This window comes from Pseudomonas sp. OV546 (genome assembly GCF_900116845.1).
GTDB lineage: Bacteria > Pseudomonadota > Gammaproteobacteria > Pseudomonadales > Pseudomonadaceae > Aquipseudomonas > Aquipseudomonas petroselini.
Genome location: NZ_FPCE01000018.1, coordinates 44,900 through 64,560, shown reverse-complemented (window position 1 = coordinate 64,560; position 19,661 = coordinate 44,900). Strand labels below are relative to the sequence as shown.

Annotated in this window: 1 protein-coding gene; it reads right to left on the bottom strand. The window is 65.1% G+C overall.

Features of this window, described 5'->3' with window-relative positions; all coding sequences use genetic code 11:
* Window positions 1-89 precede the first annotated feature (89 nt).
* Window positions 90-19,454 (bottom strand): non-ribosomal peptide synthase/polyketide synthase, encoded by a 19,365-nt coding sequence (locus BM403_RS28455; RefSeq protein ID WP_093546273.1) that lies wholly within the window; start codon window positions 19,452-19,454, stop codon window positions 90-92.
* Between the last annotated feature and the right edge of the window lie 207 nt (window positions 19,455-19,661).

Below are 19,661 nucleotides of genomic sequence, written 5' to 3'. Positions count from 1 at the left end.
GCTTTCATCGGGCTTTTTTGTGCCCCGCCCTCCCTGTGGCGAGAGAGCTTACCCCCTCGCCACAGGTTCAGTGTTCATCACTTGAGGTGTTATTCCATGGCGGCCACCAGGCTACGGATGAACTCGGCACTGTCGATGATCCCGTCGTGATCAGTCTCGATCACCACTGAACGCTCGATCCGCCCCTGAACAAGGGTACTTGCCATGTGCTGCTCGATGAGGTCCTTGAACTGCCCGGCGCGGCTCATGGACGCCCACCAGCAACTGATCGGGGCCTTGATCGGCTTGAAGTCCGCCGCCGACAGACGCTCACTGAGCGCGCGGTCGACCTCCCAGGAAATCTGCGCCTCATTGCCACGCAGCAACTCGTCCTTGATACCGGTAAAGGCCTCGCCCAGGGTCTGCTCGGCCCAGGCGATAAACCCTTGCCATTGCCCCGCTTCGTCTTGGGCATCGCGTTGACATTGCTGCCAGGCCGCCTGAATCCGCTCGGCAAACGCCGGGAACATCACGCCCAACAAGGCCGCACGCCGCTCGTTCGCCGAGACTTCACGGTCATCCTCGGTGACGACCGCCTGCCAATAGGGCGTGAGCCACTGCGGCGGCGCGGCGTCGATCCAGCCGACAAACTCGACGTCGCGTCCCGCTTGCTCCAGCACGTAGGCGACTTCCATCGCCAGGTTGCCACCCAACGACCAGCCTGCCAGGCGGAAGGCGCCCTGAGGCTGGGCCAACAGGAGTTGCTCGGCGTAATCCTCGACCATGGCTTGCCATTCGGGCACTGCTGCACCCTCCTCGGCCAATGCACGGCAAATCACCCCGAACACCGGACGCTGCTCCCGGAGCGCGAGGGCAATCGCGGTGTAGCAATGCACCGAACCGAAGCTTGGGTGGAACATGAACAACGGTGTGCCTTCGGTCTGGCTGTTGAGCTTGACGATCAACGAGCTGCGCGCGTCGCCCTGCAGGCAGTTGACCTGGCCGCGTACGGTCGGGTTAAGCATCAACTGGCTGACGGACAAGCCGACACCGCTGACTTTACGGATACGCTCCTTGAGCATCAGCACCAGCAAGGAGTGACCGCCCAACTCGAAGAAGTTGTCGTTCAGCCCTACGCGCTCGACACCGAGGACATCACGCCAGATCGCAGCGACTTGCTGCTCGATGGCGCTTTGCGGGGCCTGATAAGCGTCCGCGCCTTGCGCCTCCGGTTTAGGCAACGCCTTGCGATCCAGCTTGCCATTGGGGCTCAGCGGCATCTGTGTCAACACTACCCACTGCGCCGGCACCATGTAGTCCGGCAACTGCGCCGCCAGGTGCATCGCCACCTGTGCTTTCCAATCCTCGCTCGGCGCCTGCAGCACCAGGTAGCCCACCAGGTGCGTGCCGTCCACGGCGAGCACCGCCGCTTCACGCACGTACGCATGCTCCAGCAGGCGGGCCTCGATTTCACCCAATTCGATGCGCAAGCCACGCAGCTTGACCTGGTGATCGATGCGCCCGGCGTACTCGATCACCCCATCGTCGCGATAACGCGCCAGGTCCCCGGTGCGATACAACCGGGTGCCACTGCCGAACGGATCGGTCACAAAGCGTTCGGCGGTCAGCGCCGGCCGACGGTGATAACCACGCGCCAGGCCGACGCCGCCGAGATAGAGTTCACCCAACACGCCAACGGGTGCCGGTTCCAGGTTGCCGTCCAACACGTAGCAGCCCAGGTTGGCAATCGGCCGACCAATCGGCACGGCGTCACCCCCTTCGTCGACGCAGGTCCAGTGGGTCACGTCGATTGCCGCTTCGGTCGGCCCATACAAGTTGTACAACCCGGCACGTGGCAGTTTGGCGAACACCTGTTGCTGGGCATCCACCGGCAGTGCTTCACCGCTGCACACAATGCGCTGCAGGCTGTGACAGGCGCCGACGCCGGCATCCTGCAAGAAGGCCTGGAGCATGGACGGCACAAAGTGCAACGTAGTGACTTGTTCGGCGTTAATCAGGCTCACCAGCCTGGCCGGATCACGATGGTCGCCCGGCGCTGCCACCACCAGGCGCGCACCGGTCATCAACGGCCAGAAGAACTCCCACACCGACACGTCGAAACTGAACGGCGTCTTCTGCAAGACCGTGTCACTGCCGTCCAGGCCATACGCCTGCTGCATCCAGCACAGCCGGTTGGTCAGCGCCGAATGGCGGTTACCCGCACCTTTGGGTTGGCCGGTGGAGCCCGAGGTGTAGATCACATAGGCAAGGTTTTCGCCATCGACGGCGACCTGCGGATTCCGCTCGGCGTAGGCCTGCAACCCCTCATCGCCCTGCTCCAGCACCAGGCTGTGCAAGCCCGCTGGAATCGGCAGTTGCTCCAGCAAATGCGCCTGGGTCAACAACAGCTTCACGTCGCTGTCTTGCAGCATGTAGGCCAATCGATCGCGGGGGTATTCCGGGTCCAGCGGCACATAAGCGCCACCTGCCTTGAGTACCGCCAGCAGGCCAACGACCATTTCAATCGAACGCTCAACCGCCAGCCCCACGAGGACATCCGGCCCGACGCCGGCCGTCATCAGGCGATGCGCCAGGCGGTTTGCCCGGCGGTTAAGCGCGGCGTAACTCAATACCTGCCCGGCAAATACCAGCGCCGGTGCGTCCGGCGTGCGCACCACCTGGGCTTCGATCAACTGATGCACCGGCAGGTGCAGCGGGTAGTCCGTGGCCGTGTCATTCCAGGCATGCAGGACCGTTTCGCGCTCGGAACGGGCCAGCGAAGGCAACGTTGCCAGACGCTGGGCGCCATCCACTGCCAATGCCTGCAACACCTGCTGGAAGTGCTCGGCCAACCGTTCGATATGCGCCGCGCTGAATGCCTGGCGGTCGTAATTGAACTCCAGGCCCAAGGTGTCACCGATGCCCAGCAAGACCGTCAACGGATAGTGGGTTTGCTCCAGGCTGTGGACGGCGCCAAACGTGAGCCCCGAAGGTGCGCCCTGCTCCAGCGCTTCGGACACCGGGTAGTTCTCAAACACCAGAATGCTGTCGAACAGCGCCTCCCCACCCAGCCCGGCCCAACGCTGGATCTCGAACAGCGGCGTATGCTCCTGCTCACGCAAGCGCACGTTCTGCGCCTGGATCTGCTGCAGCCACTGGCTGACCGTCATCTGTGCATCCGGCGTGGCCACGACGGGCAAGGTGTTGATGAACAGACCGACCTGTTGTTCGATACCGCGCAATTGCGCCGGACGGCCTGCCACGGTGGCGCCGAACGCCACGGTGGACTGCCCGGTGTGATGCTGCAACAGCAGCAGCCAGGCGCTTTGCACCAACGTATTGAGGGTGACTTTATTGCGCTGGGCGAAGGCCTTGAGCTGAGCGGTCTGGCTGGCGTCGAGGTTCAGACGATGCTCGCCGTTGACCGCCAGCGCCTCGCTGTGCGCAGCTTGTAGGCCACGGGCCAGGCGGGTTGGTTCTTGCAGGTTGAGCAGTTGCCCTTTCCAGAATGCCTCGCTGACCGACTTGTCCTGTGCCTGCAGCCAGGCAATGTAATCGCGGTAACGCCCGATGGGCGCACGCAGCGGTTCACCGGCGTAATGTTGCAACACCTCGCCAAACAACTGCGAACCACTCCAGCCGTCCATCAAGATGTGGTGGTTGGTGTAGATCAAGTGATAACGGGACGCCCCCGTACGGACCACCGTCAGGCTCAGCAACGGCGCCTGTTCCAGCACGAACCCCTGGGCCCGCGCCGACTCGGCCAGGCTATCGAGTGCCGCACTGCTGCCGGGCCGATCTTGCCAGTCCAGCTCGGTGAACGGCATGCGCATCTGCTTGTAGACCACCTGTAACGGCTGCTCAAGCTCGGTCTGCCAGAGAAAACCGCTGCGCAGGATCTCATGGCTGTCGACCGCCGCCTGCCAGGCCTGGCGGAAGCGCGGTACATCCAGGCCCTCGACATCGATGCGCATCTGGTTGATGTAGTCACCCGAGCCTTCGCCGTACAGCGATTGGAACAGCATGCCTTGCTGCATCGGCGACAGCGGGTAAACGTCTTCGATGTCAGCCACCGTCACCGGCAAGCTGTCCAGTTGCGCCTGGGACAAGCGCGCCAGCGGGAAGTCCGAAGGCGTGACACCCTGGTTGACACCACAGTGCTCGATCAACGCCTTGAGTTCCGCGGCGTAGTCATCCGCCAGGCGTTGTACGGTCGCCTCATCGAACATCTGCTGGCTGAAGCTCCAGTTCAACTTCAATTCGCCGGCGTAGACCTGGCCGTTGATTTCCAACCAGTTGCCCAGCGGTGCCTCGGCACTCTGTTCGGCACCACTGCCATCACCGGAGGGGACGAACAAGCCTTCTTGTTCGCCGCCGTCAAAACTGCCGTCGAATTGCCCCAGGTAGTTGAAGGTGATGCGTGGGCGCGGCAGTTCACTCAGGGCCTGTTGAGCCTCGGCATTCCCCAGGTAACGCAGGGCACCAAAGCCCAGGCCCTTGTCGGGAATCGCACGCAGCTGCTCCTTGATCTGCTTGAGGGAGCCGGCCAGCGAATCGGTCGGCACCAGCTTCACCGGGTAGAGGCTGGTGAACCAGCCGACGGTACGGGTCAGGTCGATCTCGTCAAACAGGTCTTCACGACCGTGGCCTTCCAGGCGGATCAACATCGACGCGTCACCGGTCCAGCGCACAACGACGCGCGCCAGTGCGGTCAGCAACAGGTCATTGATCTGGGTGCGGTAAGCACTGGGGGCGTCCTGCAACAGACGCCGCGTGAAGGCCTGATCCAGATGGGTGGTCACGCTCAGCGCATGCCGGTTGCTCACGCTGGCCTGTGGATCGGCCCCAGGCAGGCCGGTGGGGCTGCCTTGCAACTGCGTCTGCCACCAGGCCAGTTCCTGCGCCAGTGCGGCGCTGCGTGCATAGGTTTGCAGACGCTCGGCCCAGGCCCGGGTCGCGCTGGTCTTGGCGGGCAACACGACCGTGGCACCTTGGGCAAGCTGGCGGTAAGCCGTTTGCAGGTCTTCCAGCAGGATGCGCCAGGACACACCGTCCACCACCAAGTGATGAATCACCAGCAGCAAGCGCTGGGAGCCGTCGGCCAGGTCCACGAGCACTGCACGCAGCAGCGGCCCTTCGCTCAGGTCGAGGCTGCGCTGGGCTTCCTCACCCAGGGCCTCCAACTCTTCGACCGCATTCAAGGTGGTCTGCCACAGGACCTGTTCGGCCTGATGCTGCTGCGGCCCGCGATACGCCGCGCTCCAGCCTGCCGCGCCCTGGACGAAACCGATGCGCAGGGCGTCGTGATGCACGATCAAGGCCTGCAGCGCAGCCACCAGCAGCGGCGCCTGCAACGCCTGGTGTGGCTGTAGCACCACCGACTGGTTCCAGTGGTGACGCTGGGGAATGTCATCGGCAAAAAACGCCTGCTGGACAGGCAGCAACAACAACTCGCCGGTCAATGCCGACTGATCCAGCACCACCGCGCCCTCGCCTTCCCGGGCCACGGCCGCCAGGCTCTGGACCGTCTGGTGCTGGAACAGATCCTTGGGCGTGAAGCGCACACCGGCCTGGCGGGCACGGCTGACCACCTGGATCGAGATGATCGAGTCACCGCCCAATTCGAAAAAGTTATCGTGCAAACCGACACGTGGCAGACGCAGCACGTCGGACCAGATCGCCGCGATCTTCTGCTCCAGCTCACTCTGTGGCGCCACGTACACCTGCTGCATCTGGCTGACATCCGGGCGCGGCAGGCCCTTGCGGTCGAGCTTGCCGTTCGGCGTCAGCGGCATGCGCTCAAGGAACATCAGGTGCGTGGGCACCATATAGTCCGGCAAGCGGGTTTTCAGGGCGCGGCGCAAGGCTTCGCGGCAGGTCGACTGCGCCACGGCGTCGTCGACGAGCAACGGATCCAGCGGCACCACATAGGCGACCAGTTGCTTGCCGCTCGGCCCTTCCTGGGCCACCACCACGGTTTCGCCGACACTGTCCTGCTCGCGCAGGCGCGCTTCGATCTCGCCCAGCTCAATACGGAAGCCACGGATTTTCACCTGATGGTCGACACGGCCGAGGTAATCCACCACGCCATCCGGACGGCCACGGGTCAGGTCGCCGCTGCGATACACGCGGCTGCCGGGCTTGCCGAACGGGTCCGGTACGAAGCGCTCGGCGGTCAGGGCCGGACGCTCCAGGTAACCCCGGGCCACGCCCTCGCCGCCCAGGTACAACTCACCGGCTACGCCAATGGGTTGCAGGTTGAGTTGCGCGTCCAATACGTAGCCGCTGCGATTGCCCAGCAGTGTGCCGATCGGCGCGTAGACGGCACCGCACGGGTCACCACGGCGGGCTTTCCACAGCAACGGCGTGACCACGGTTTCGGTCGGGCCATAGCCGTTGAACAGGTAGGTCGGCTTGAGTGCACGCCACGCCAGGTCATAGCTGGCCTGGGCCACGGCATCACCGCCGAAGCAGTACACACGAACCTTCGGCGGGTTACCGTCGCGTTCGGCATGTTCGGCCAGCTGCTGCAGGTACACCGGCGGAAACACGGCCATGGTCACGTGATGGCGATGCATCTGCTGGTAGGTGTACTCCGGCAGCCACAAGCTGTCATCGCGAATCAGCACGCTCGCGCCGTTGATCAGCGGGTGCATCCAGCCTTCGTGGGAGCCGTCGAAGGCGAACGACATGAAGTGCAGTTCGCAATCGGCCGGCGACGTTTCATAACGCTCGCCGGTGGCAATGATGTGCGCCACCAACGGGCCATGGGACACCGCCACGCCTTTGGGCATGCCGGTGGAGCCGGAGGTGTAGATCACGTAGGCCAGGTTGTCGCCGTCCAGTTTCACCTGCGGCGCCGTGTCGCTGAAGCCTGTCCATTCCTCGGTACGATCAATCGCCAGGCTATCAAGGCCGTCGGGGATCGGCAGTTGCTGCAAGGCACGGGTGTGGGTCAGTAGCAGCTGCGCGCGGCTGTCCTCCATCATGTACAGCAAGCGGTCACGCGGGTATTCGATGTCCAGCGGCACGTAGACACCACCGGCTTTCATCACCGCGAGGAACGCCACCATGATCTCGGCGCTGCGTGGCATGGCAATCGCCACGCGCACTTCGGGGCCGACGCCACGGGCGATCAATGCATGGGCCAGGCGGTTGGCCTGGCGGTCCAGCTCGCCATAGCTCAGGGTTTGTGCGTCGAATTTCACCGCAACTGCCTCCGGGTTTTCCCGGGCGCGGTCGGCGACTAATTCGTGGACCATGCGCTTGGCCGAGAAGCCGGCGTCGGTCTGGTCCCACAGCTGAAGAATGTGTTGTTGCTCGTCCTGGCCCAGCAGGTTGAGTTGGCTGATGGGTTGCTGTTGGTCGGCTACCATCGCCTGCAACAGGTTCTGCCAGTGGCCGGCCATGCGTTCAATCGTGGCGGGCGCAAACAGGTCGGTGGCGTAGTTCAGGGAGGCACGCAGGGTCGCCTGGCTTTCCTCCACATCCAGTGCCAGGTCGAACTGGGCAACGCCTTCATCCCAGCTCAGCACCTCGACATCAAGTTCGGTGAGGCGCTGCAGGTGATTGGCTGCCGAGGTCACGCGATGGTTGAACAGCACCTGGAACAGCGGGCTCAGGCTCATGCTGCGCTCGGGTTGCAGGGCTTCTACCAGTTGCTCGAACGGCAGGTCCTGGTGGGCCTGGGCCTCCAGGGAACGCTGGCGTACCTGTTGCAGCAGTTGCACGACGCTCATCTGCCCGTGGATATCGGCCTTGAGTACCTGGGTGTTGACGAAGAAGCCGATCAGCCCCTCGGTTTCCAGGCGATTGCGGTTGGCAATCGGCACGCCGACGCGCACGTCTTCCTGGCCGCTGTAGCGGTGCAGCAACGCCTGGTAGGACGCCAGCAGCACCATCGGCAACGTCACACCGGCGCCTTGCGCCAAGCGGCGCAAACCGGCCAGGAGCTGCGGTTGCAACTCAATGCCCAGGCGTGCGCCACGGTGACTTTGTACCGCGGGGCGCAGGTAGTCGAAAGGCAACTCCAGCACCGGCTGCACGCCACCCAACTGGGCCTGCCAGTACGCCAGTTGGCGGGCCTTCTCGCCGGCCTCCATCCAGTTGCGCTGCCACAGGGCGTAGTCGGCGTACTGGATCGGCAAGGCTGGCAAGTCTGGCATGTGGCCTTGGCTGAAGGCGGCGTACAGCTGCACCAGTTCCTCAACCATCAGTTGCATCGACCAGCCATCGGAGACGATGTGGTGCTGCACCAGCACCAGCACATGATCATCAGCCGCCAGGCGCAGCAGGTTGACCCGCAGCAGCGGCCCGCGCAGCAGCTCGAATGGCTGCGCGACCACCTCAGCGACCCGGGTCTTGAGGCTGGCTTCATCGGTGTCGGCCAGGTCGATTTCGATCAGGCCCGAGTCCTCAATCACCTGCACGGTAGCGGCGGCGTCCTGGCGCACATGGGTGCGCAGGCTTTCATGGCGCGCCAGCAAGGTATCGAAACTGCGTTGCAGCGCACCGAGGTCAAGCGGCCCTCGCAAACGCAAGGCGCTGGGGATGTGGTACGCGGTGCTGTGTGGGTCCAGTTGCCAGAGGAACCATTGGCGCTCCTGGGCGTAGGACAGCGGCAGCGGTTGGCGGCGGTCAGCCTTGAGCAAGGCCGGCGCAACCACGCCCTCCTCGCCCAGGGCCTGCACGAAGTCACCCAGCAGCGGGTGTTCGAACAGGGTCTTGAGCGCCACTTCCAGCGCCAGTGCCTGGCGAACCCGCGAGACCACCCGCGTGGCCAGCAGCGAATGCCCGCCCAGTTCGAAGAAGTGGTCATCGAGACCGACCTGCGGCAGGTCCAGCACGTCGGCCCAGATGGCCGCGACCTGCTGTTCACGCGGCGTCACGGGCGCCACATGACCTGTGCGCAACAGCGCCGCGTCCACCGCCGGCAATGCCTTGCGATCGAGCTTGCCATTGGGGGTCAGGGGCAGGCTGTCGAGGAACATCAGGTGCGCCGGCACCATGTAGTCCGGCAGGCGCTCGCGCAGGACCGCCTTGTAGACCTCCGGCGCGTCGGGCGCGGAACTCACCAGGTAGGCGATCAAGCGGTCGTTGTCGGCCAGGACCACGGCTTCGCGTATACCGGCCTGCTCGCGCAGGCAGGCTTCGATTTCACCCAGCTCGATGCGGAACCCACGTACCTTGACCTGATGGTCGACCCGGCCGATGTACTCCACCACACCGTCGTCGCGGTAGCGGGCCAGGTCGCCGGTGCGGTACAGGCGCTCGCCCGGCGCACCGTACGGGTTGGGCACAAAACGCTCGGCGGTCAGCGCCGGGCGCTCGTGGTAACCGCGCGCCAGGCCGACGCCGCCGATCAGCAACTCACCGGCCGCGCCCACCGGACTTGGGGTCAAGCCGGCATTGAGGATGAACAACGCGGTATTGGCGATAGGCCGCCCGACAAAAGGCTGGGCCTCGTGCAGACGATGGGCCGCCGACCAGATAGTGGTTTCCGTCGGGCCATAGAGGTTCCACAGCGGGCCCTGCAGGTCGAGCAGGCGCTGGGCCAGGTCCGACGGCAGTGCTTCGCCGCCGCACAGGCTTTTGATACCACGCAGCCGTTGGGCGCGCGGGCTTTCCAGCAGCATGCGCCAGGTCGACGGCGTGGCTTGCAGGACGTTGGCGGATTGGCTGTGCACCAGGTCGATGATGGCTTCGGGGTCGAGGGCCAGTTCCTGACCACTCAGCAGCACGGTGGCGCCGACCGTCAGCGGCACGTACAACTCCAGGGCAAAGATGTCGAACGAGAAGGTGGTCAGCGACAACACGCGGGCGTCAGCACCGATGTCCAGGGTGCCAGCCATGCCGCAGGTGAAGCTACACAGCGCCTGGTGGCGCACCATCACACCCTTGGGCTTGCCGGTGGAGCCGGAGGTGTAGATCACGTAGGCCAGGTGTTCCGGCGTGACGTTGACCTGCGGGTTGTGCTCGGCGGCGTTGTCATCCGCTTCGACCATCAGCACCTGCACACCCTGCGAGTGCGCCAGGCTGCCATCCAGGTGCGGCTGGGTCAGCAACACTCGCGCACGGCTGTCTTCAAGCATGAAGGCCAGGCGGTCCGCCGGGAATTGCGGGTCGAGCGGCACGTAGGCACCACCCGCCTTGAGGGTCGCCAACAGGCCGATCACCATGTCCAGCGAACGCTCGACATGCACCGCCACCAGTACGTCCGGCCCTACGCCCGCCGCGATCAGGCGATGGGCCAGGCGGTTGGCGCGACGGTTGAGTTCGCCGTAGCTGAGGGCCTGGCCATTGAACTGCAGCGCCAGCGCGTCCGGTTGTGCCAGGGCCTGGGCCTCGAACAGCCGGTGCACGCAACGCTCGCGGGGGTAATCAACCGACGTGTCATTCCAAGCCTCGACCATCTGTTGCCATTGCGGCGCGCTGAGCATCGCCAGCTCATCCACAGCCTGGGATGCATCGTGCACCACGGCGCGCAACAGGTTTTGCCAGTGCTCGGCCAAGCGCTCGACGGTCGTGGCATCGAACAGGTCGGTGGCGTAGGTCAGGGACGCCCACAGGCCTTCGGCGGACTCTTCGGTTTCCAGGTTCAGGTCGAACTGGGTGCTGTGCCCGGCCCAATCCACCGCTTGCAGGTCCAGGCCCGGCAACTGCAGCGGGGCTGCACGCAGGCTGTCCTGGTGGTTGAACATCACCTGGAACAGCGGGTTATGGCTGAGGCTGCGCTCCGGTTGCAGGGCTTCGACCAGTTGTTCGAACGGCAGGTCCTGATGCGCCTGGGCGTCCAGGGCCTGCTGCTTGACCTGGGCGAGCAGTTGGTCGAAGGCCATCTGCCCGTGCACGTCGGCTTGCAGCACCTGGGTATTGACGAAGAAGCCCAGCAGACGCTCGGTTTCCAGGCGATTACGGTTGGCGATCGGTACGCCGACGCGGATCCGGGACTGGCCGCTGTAGCGATGCAGCAAGGTCTGGAACGACGCCAGCAGCACGACGAACAGGGTCACCTCCTGACGCTGGGCCAGGGCCTTGAGCTCAGTGACCAGCGCGTTGTCGAGCTGGACTTGGCGGCGTGCGCCACGATGGCTTTGCAGCGCCGGCCGCGGGTGATCCAGCGGCAGCTCAAGCACCGGATGCTCGGTGCCCAGACGGGTGCGCCAGTAATCGAGTTGGCGCTGTTTTTCACCGGCCGCCATCCAGTCACGTTGCCACTGGGCATAGTCGACGTACTGGATCGGCAGCGCAGGCAACGAGAACTGGCCCTGATAGAGCGCCACCAGCTCGTCGACCATGACTTGCATCGACCAGCCGTCGGAGATGATGTGGTGCTGGGTGATCACCAGCACATGGTGCTCGGCCTCGACCTCCAGCACGTTGACGCGCATCAGCGGGCCATTGACCAGGTCGAACGGGCGCTGGATTTCCTGCGCCACCGCGTGTTCGATCGCCGAGGCCGCGACCCGCTGGTGTTCGATCGGCATCGCCAGGCGCGGATGAATCACTTGCCAGGTGTGCTCGCCCTCTTCCACAAAGGTGGTGCGCAGCGGTTCATGGCGCTGCACCAGGGCCTGGAACGCCTGCTCCAGCGCCGCGACGTCCAAACGGCCGCGCAGATGCAGTGCACTCGGCACATGGTAAGCCGCGCTGGTCGGGTCCAGTTGCCAGAGGAACCATTGGCGCTCCTGGGCGAACGACAGCGCCAGCGGCTGGTCCCGCGTCACCGCCACCAGCGGCAGCGCCAGGGCGGTCTGCAACCCGGCGCAAGCGGCTGCGAACGCTTCCAGCGTCGGTTGTTCGAACAGTGTGCGCAACGGCACTTCCAGCTTCAGATCATGACGCACCCGCGAGACCACTTGGGTCGCCAGCAACGAATGGCCGCCACGTTCGAAGAAGTGGTCGTTGAGCCCCACCTGTTCCACTTGCAACACCGCTTGCCAGATGGCGGCCAATCGCGCCTGCAGGGGATTTTGCGGCGCCAGGTAGGCCTGTTGCGCTTGATTCAGGTCCGGCGCCGGCAGTGCGCGACGGTCAAGCTTGCCGTTGTTGTTCAACGGCAAGGCCTCGAGAATGACCCAGTGCCCCGGCACCATGTAGTCCGGCAGGGACTGGCGCAAGGTGGCCGCCAATGCTTGCGGGTCCAGCGTCTGCCCCGTGACGGGCACCACGTACGCCACCAATTGCGTGCCCGTCGCGCTCGATTGCGCGATGACCGCCGCTTCACGCAACGACGGCAAGGCTTGCAGGCTGGCTTCGATCTCGCCCATTTCCACGCGGAAACCGCGAATTTTCACTTGATGGTCGATACGCCCGACGTACTCCAGCGCACCCGCCTCGTTGTAACGGGCCAGGTCGCCACTGCGGTAGAGCCGTGCACCCGGCACGGCGGAGAACGGGTCCGGCAGGAAGCGCTCGGCGGTCAACGCCGGGCGGTCAAAATAGCGTTGCGCCAGGCCGTGCTCGGCGCCGATGCACAGCTCGCCGACGCCCTCGGTGGCCAGCAGCTCGAAACCACTGTCCAGCACATACAAGGCACGGCCTGCGATGGCCCGGCCAATCGGCACGCCAAACGCATCGCTGGCGTCCGCCCACTGGCAGTCGTGCACGCTGGACACGACGGTGGCCTCGGTAGGCCCGTAGGTGTTGACCAGGCGCACGCCACCCAGGCCGGCGGCGTGCCAGGCGCGCAGCCCTTCCACCGACATCGCCTCGCCCCCCACGTGGACCTGGCGCAGGTTGCCCAGGGAACGTCGGTCGACGGCGCACTCCTTGGCGAGCAGATACCAGTACGCAGCCGGCAAGTCCGCCAGGGTCACGCCCTGCTCGACGATTTCGCGGGCCAGTTGCCCGGCATCCCACAGCTCATCACCGCGCATGATCAACGCCGCGCCCACACACAGCGGCGGGTAGCATTGCTCGACGAAGCCGTCAAAGCTGAAGGTCGCGAATTGCAGCACGCGATCAGCAGCACTCAAGCGGCTGTAAGCCTCGGCGCTGTCGCAGAACTGGCTGAGGGCGGCATGGTCGATGGCCACCCCCTTGGGCAACCCGGTGGAGCCGGAGGTGTAGATCACATAGGCCAGGTCGGCAGCGGCGGCCTGGTTGGCTGGATGGGTCGACGGGTAGTCAGCCAACTCTGCACCGGCCGCGGTGAAGTCCAAACGCACCAGCCCTTGGGGCAGTGGCAGGTCGGCCAACAGCCCGGTTTCGCTGAGCAGCAGGTCCAGGCGGCTGTCCGCCAGCATGTAGGCCAGGCGTTCGGTCGGATAGTTCGGGTCCAGCGGCACATAGGCGGCGCCACTTTTGAGCACCGCCAGCAGGCTGACGATCAACTGCGGGCCACGTCGCGCTGCCAGGCCGACGCGCTGGCCTGGGCCAACACCCAGCGCCAGCAGGCGATGGGCAAGACGATTGGCGCGGTCGTTCAGCTGTGCGTAGCTCAGGCACGCGTCGCCCGCTTGTACCGCCAGCGCGTCAGGCGTGGCGGCCGCCTGGGCGGCGATACGTTCGTGCACGCGCAGCTGGCGCGGGGCGGCACCGGGCGCCCGGCTATGGGCGAGCACGTCGCGGCGACTGGCGGCGTCGAGCAGGCGCAGGTTGCCAAGCGGTGCCTGCGCGTCTGCGAGCATCTGCACCAGCAGGTGATGCAGGTTGCCGCTCAGTCGAGCGACCTGTTGCGCGCTGAATCGGGCCTGGTCGTAGCCGAACTCCAGGCGCAGGCTGGCGCCCAACTCGATCCCCAGCGTCAGCGGATAGTGGGTCTGCTCATGGTTGTGCAGGCGGCCGAAGGTCAGGCCGGCGGGCGCACCTTGTTTCAAGGCTTCGGCCACCGGGAAGTTTTCGAACACCAGCAAGGTGTCGAACAGCGCAGTGCCCTGCTGCCCCGCCCAGCCCTGGATGTCGTAGAGCGGCACATGTTCGTGGTCGCGCAGGCTCAGGTTGAGGGCTTGCAGTTCGCTCAGCCAGCCGGCCACCGACAACGCGGGCGAGGCCGCGCTGACAATGGGCAGCGTGTTGATGAACAGGCCCAGTTGCTGTTCGATCCCCGGCAACGGTGCCGAGCGCCCCGCCACCGTGGCACCAAAGGCCACGCAGTCCTGCCCGGTATAGCGCTGCAGCAAAAGGCTCCAGGCGCCTTGAAGCACGGTGTTGAGGGTGACTTTGTGGCGGCGGGCAAACTCGCCGAGGGCACGCGTGAAGTCGTCGCCCAGCAGCACCTGATGCTCAGCCATGCCTTTGCCTTCGGCCGGTACACGCAGCGCCTGCGCCAGCAAGGTTGGCGTTTGCAACGGTGCCAGAGTGGCTTTCCAGAACGCCTCGCCCGAGGCTTGCTGTTGCAGCCAGCCCAGGTAATCGCGGAACTGCCCCAGCGGCGCCGGCACGGCGTGCCCGGCGTAATGAGCGATGACTTCACCGAGCAACTGGGCGTTACTCCAGCCGTCCATGAGGATGTGGTGGCTGGTGAAGATCAGGTGCCAGGCCGTACCGGCACCGCGTACCAGCATCAAGCGAAACAGCGGCGCTGCATTCAGTGCGAAACCTTTCTCGCGCTCGGCCACGGCGAGCGCATCGCAATCGGCGTCGATGTCTTCGATCACGTGCAACTGCACATCGACCTGGCGCTGGATCACCTGGTGCGCGCTGTCCAGGCCGAGCCAGTGGAAGCTGCTGCGCAGGATGTCATGGCGGTCCAGCGCGGCTTGCCAGGCACGGCCGAACGCCAGCAGGTCCAAGCCTTCGATGTCCAGGCGCAACTGGTTGATATAAGCCTCGGCCTCAGGTGCATAGAGGGTGTGGAACAACATGCCCTGCTGCATCGGCGACAATGGGTAGAGATCGGCAATCGCCGGCCCGGCGATGGGCAAGCCATCCAGTTGCTGCTGGGTCAGGCGTGCCAGAGGGAAGTCCGAAGGCGTGACCTGCCCCGCCGGCGTGGCGCAACAGTGTTCGATCAGGGCCTGGAGTTCCGCCGTGTAGTCATCGGCCAGGCGCTGGACCGTCGCCACCTCGAACATCTCGCGGCTGAACCCCCACTGCAAGGCCAGTTCACCGCCATACACCTGCCCTTCCACGGTCAGCCAGTTGGCCAGCGGCGCCTGCGGGTCCTGGGCCTGGCCACTGCCCTGGGTGGACGGGACGAACAAGGCCGACTCGTTGAACTGGCGGTCGAACTGGCCCAAGTAGTTGAAGGTGATGCGTGGCGCGGCCAAGGCCGACAACGCTTCGCGGGCGTCAGGGGTGCCGAGGTAGCGCAGCAGGCCGTAACCGATGCCTTTGTGCGGCACGGCGCGCAGTTGTTCCTTCACCGATTTGATCGCCGCCGACAGCTCGCCATCGGCATGCAGGCGCACGGGGAACAGGCTGGTGAACCACCCGACGGTGCGGCTCAGGTCAACCGTGTCGAACAGGTCTTCGCGGCCATGGCCTTCCAGTTGGATCAGCGCGGCGGGCTGCTCGCTCCAGCGGCTGATGACCCGCACCAACGCAGTCAGCAGCAGGTCGTTGACCTGGGTTCGGTAGGCCGCCGGGGCGTCTTGCAGCAGTTGCCGGGTGTGTTCGGCACTGAGGCGGACTTCGAGCGTGTTGCCCAAGTGATTTTGCAGGCCGCCCTGGGGGTTGTCGCACGGCAGATCGGCACTCGCGGTCTGCGCCTGCCAATACGGCAGTTGCTCGTCCAGCGTCTGCGCATGGCGCTGCAACTGCTGCGCCCACAGCTGGTAGGCGCTGGTCTTGGCCGGCAATGCAGCGTTGCGGTAAGCCTGTTGCAGGTCTTCGAGCAGGATGCGCCACGACACGCCGTCCACCGCCAGGTGATGCACTACCAGCAGCAGGCGCTGGGTGCCGTCGGCCATCATGGCCAGGACCGCGCGCAGCAACGGGCCCTGTTCGAGGTCGAGACTGCGTTGCGCTTCGTCGCACAGTGCGGCCAACTCGGCCTCGTCAGCGACGTGGGACTGCCACAACGAAGCGGTGGCAACCGGCTCGGCGTGAGATTGCTGCCAACCGTCTGCCTGCTGCACAAACCGCAGGCGCAGGGCGTCGTGGTGGTTGATCAACCGGGTCAAGGCGGCCTCAAGGCGCGCGGGCTCAAGGGGTTCACGCGGGGTCAGCAGCAACGACTGGTTCCAGTGCTGACGCGCCGGGATCGCCTGCTCGAAAAAGCTGTGTTGCACGGGCGTGAGGATCACTTCGCCGGTCACCGGTCCCTGATCGATAGCCGTCGCCTGCTCGAAGGTCGCTACCCGCGCCAGACTGCGCACGCTCTGGTACTGGAACAGGTCCCGTGGGCTGAGGAGAATACCCGCCTGGCGGGCACGGCTGACCACCTGGATGGAGATGATCGAATCGCCGCCCAGTTCGAAAAAGTTGTCGTCCAGGCCGACCTGTTCCACACCCAGCACATCGCTCCAGATCGCCGCCACGGCTTTCTGCAGGTCGTTTTCCGGGGCGACAAAGGCCTGCTGTGGCGCGGCATCCGGCAATGGCAGGGCCTTGCGGTCGAGCTTGCCGTTGGCGGTCACGGGCAGCCTGGCCAGGGGCACCATATGGCTGGGTACCATGTACTCGGGCAGGCTGCTGAGCAGCCAGGCTTTGAGGTCGGCCGGCGCGGGGTCCTCCAGCACCAGGTACGCCACCAGTTGCTTGCCGCCCTGCACCAGCACCACGGCTTCGCGCACCGAGGGGTGTTGCATCAGGCGTGTCTCGATCTCGCCCAGTTCGATACGCAGGCCACGCAGCTTGACCTGATGATCGAGGCGCCCCAGGTATTCGATCACCCCGTCGGCGCGCTGGCGTACGCGGTCGCCGGTGCGATACAGACGCGCGCCATCACCGAAGGGGCTCGGCACAAAACGCTCGGCAGTCAGGGCCGGGCGTCGATGGTAACTGCGCGCCAGGCCAGTGCCGCCCAGGTACAGCTCGCCGCTGACGCCGGCAGGCACCGGGTTAAGCTGGGCGTCGAGCACGTAGGTGCCGAGGTTGGCGATGGGCCGGCCGATGGGCACGCTGTCGGCGCCTTCGTCGACACAGGTCCAGTGGGTCACGTCGATGGCGGCCTCGGTTGGCCCATAGAGGTTGAACAGACCGGCCTGTGGCAACTTGGTGAACACCTGCAGCTGCGCATCCAGTGGCAAGGCTTCGCCGCTGCACACGATGCGCTTGAGGCTGGCGCAGGCCTGCACACCGGGCTCATGGATAAACGCCTGGAGCATCGACGGCACGAAGTGCAAGGTGGTGATGCCATGCTGCCCGATGGTCTCGATCAGCCGCGCCGGCTCACGGTGTTCACCGGGGGCCGCCACCACCAGGCGCGCGCCGGTCATCAGCGGCCAGAAGAACTCCCACACCGAGACGTCGAAGCTGAACGGGGTTTTCTGCAACACCGCATCACTGGCGTCCAGGCCATAGGCCTGCTGCATCCAGCACAGGCGGTTGACCAGTGCGCGATGGCTGTTGCCGGCGCCCTTGGGCTTGCCGGTGGATCCGGAGGTGTAGATCACGTAAGCGAGGTTCAGCGCGTGCAGGCTGACCTTCGGCGCCTCAGTGCTGTGGCCATCGAGCCAGCTGGCGGGGCGGTCCAAAGCCATCACCTGGATGCCATCGACAGGCAGCAACGGCAACAAGCGTTGCTGGCTGAGCAGCAACTGGATGCCGCTGTCCTCGATCATGTAGGCCAGGCGTTCCTGCGGGTATTCGGGGTCGAGCGGGACATAGGCACCGCCCGCCTTGAGAATCGCCAGCAGGCCGACCACCATTTCGACGGAGCGCTCGACGCAGATCCCCACCAGCACGTCCGGACCCACACCCTGCTCGCGCAAGGCGTGGGCCAGTTGGTTGGCGCGCGCGTCCAGTTGGGCGTAGGTCAGCGTGGTTGCACCGAACACCAGTGCCGGCGCACCAGGGGTGGCTTGCACCTGGTCTTCGATCAGGTGGTGAATGCCGCGCTCGGTCGGGTACACCTCGGCGGTCTGGTTCCACGCGTGGACCAGCAATTGCTGTTCATCTGCGGCCACCATCGGCAACTCGCCGATGCGCTGCTCACCCTCGGCGACCATCGCCTGCAACAGGCTGATCCAGTGCCCGGCCATGCGTGCGATGGTCGGCGCGTCGAACAGGTCATTGGCGTAGGTCAGCGCGGCGTGCAGGGTGCCGGATTTTTCATAGGTGTCGAGGGTCAGGTCGAACTGGGTGGTACGGCCTTGCCACTCCACCAGCGCCAGCTCCAGGCCGGAGGCGGTGCTGATGCCAGCAATGTCGGCCACCACCGGCTGGTGGTTGTACATGACTTGGAACAACGGCGTATGGCTCAGGCTGCGCTCGACCTTGAGCGCTTCCACCAGCCGCTCGAACGGCAACTCCTGATGGGCCTGGGCGCCCAGTGCGTGTTCCTTGATGCTTTGCAGCAGCTCAGTGATACGGGTTTGCCCGGTGAGCTCGGTGCGCAGGACTTGGGTGTTGACGAAAAAGCCGATCAGGCCTTCGACTTCCGTGCGGTTGCGGTTGGCGATCGGCACGCCGACGCGGATATCGCCCTGCCCGGTGTAACGATGCAGCAGCACGTTGAAGGCACCGAGCAACAGCATGAACAGGGTGACGTTGTGCTTTTGCGCACAGGTGCGCAATTGCGCGGCCAGCTGCGGGTCGATCGCAAATTCATGCCGCGTGCCCTGATAGCTCGGCATGGCCGGGCGTGGGCGGTCGGTGGGCAGTTCCAGCACCGGGTGCTCATCACCCAGGCGCGCCTGCCAGTACTCCAGCTGACGCGCCTGCTCGCCGGCTTCGAGCCAACGGCGCTGCCACAGGGCGTAGTCGCTGTACTGGATCGGCAAGGCCGGCAATTGTGGGGCTTGGCCGCGCTCATGGGCGTCGTAGCAGCGGATGAACTCGTCGATCAGCACGTTCATCGACCAGCCGTCGGAGACGATGTGGTGCAGGGTCAGCAGCAACACGTGCTCCTGGGCGTCGAGCTTGAGCAGTTGCACGCGCAGCAGCGGACCGTTTTCCAGGTCGAACGGCAGCAGCGATTGACGGGTCGCAGCGGCGTTGACGGCCTCTTCACGCTCGCTGGGGGCCAGATGGCTCAGATCGAGTTGCTCGACGGTCAACGACGTGTCGGCCGCCACCTGCAACAGGCGTTCATCCGCCTGGCGCTGGAACACGGTGCGCAGGGTTTCGTGGCGCGCGACCAGGCTGGCAAACGCCTGCTCCAGCGCATCCAGGCTCAACGCGCCCTTGAGCCGCACGGCACCCGGCAGGTTGTAGGCCCCGCTGGCCGGGTCCAATTGCCAGAGAAACCACATGCGCTGCTGCGCGTAGGACAGCGCCTGGCGATCCTCCACTTGCACCCCTGCCGGAATCGGAAACCGGGAAAAGTCCACGCCTTCTTTCTGCAAGGCCTGCAGGAACAGTTGGCGCTTTTCCAGGGGCAACCCGATAAACCGGCGAGCAAGTTTCAAGGAGTCTTCAGCATTCATTTCTTGGAGTCCGGAGCAATAGGCAGGAAGCACAAAGGCACGTCGTCCCTATAAAACGAACCGGAGAGGGAAAAATTAGCGGGGGATGGGAGGCGCAGGGCGAGGTGTCATCAAGGGTTACATCAAACTCAGGAAGACCGCACAAAGTCGGGCTAGCATTGACGAACACCACTTTTTGCAACTACGTTTAGTTACACGCAGAGAGCG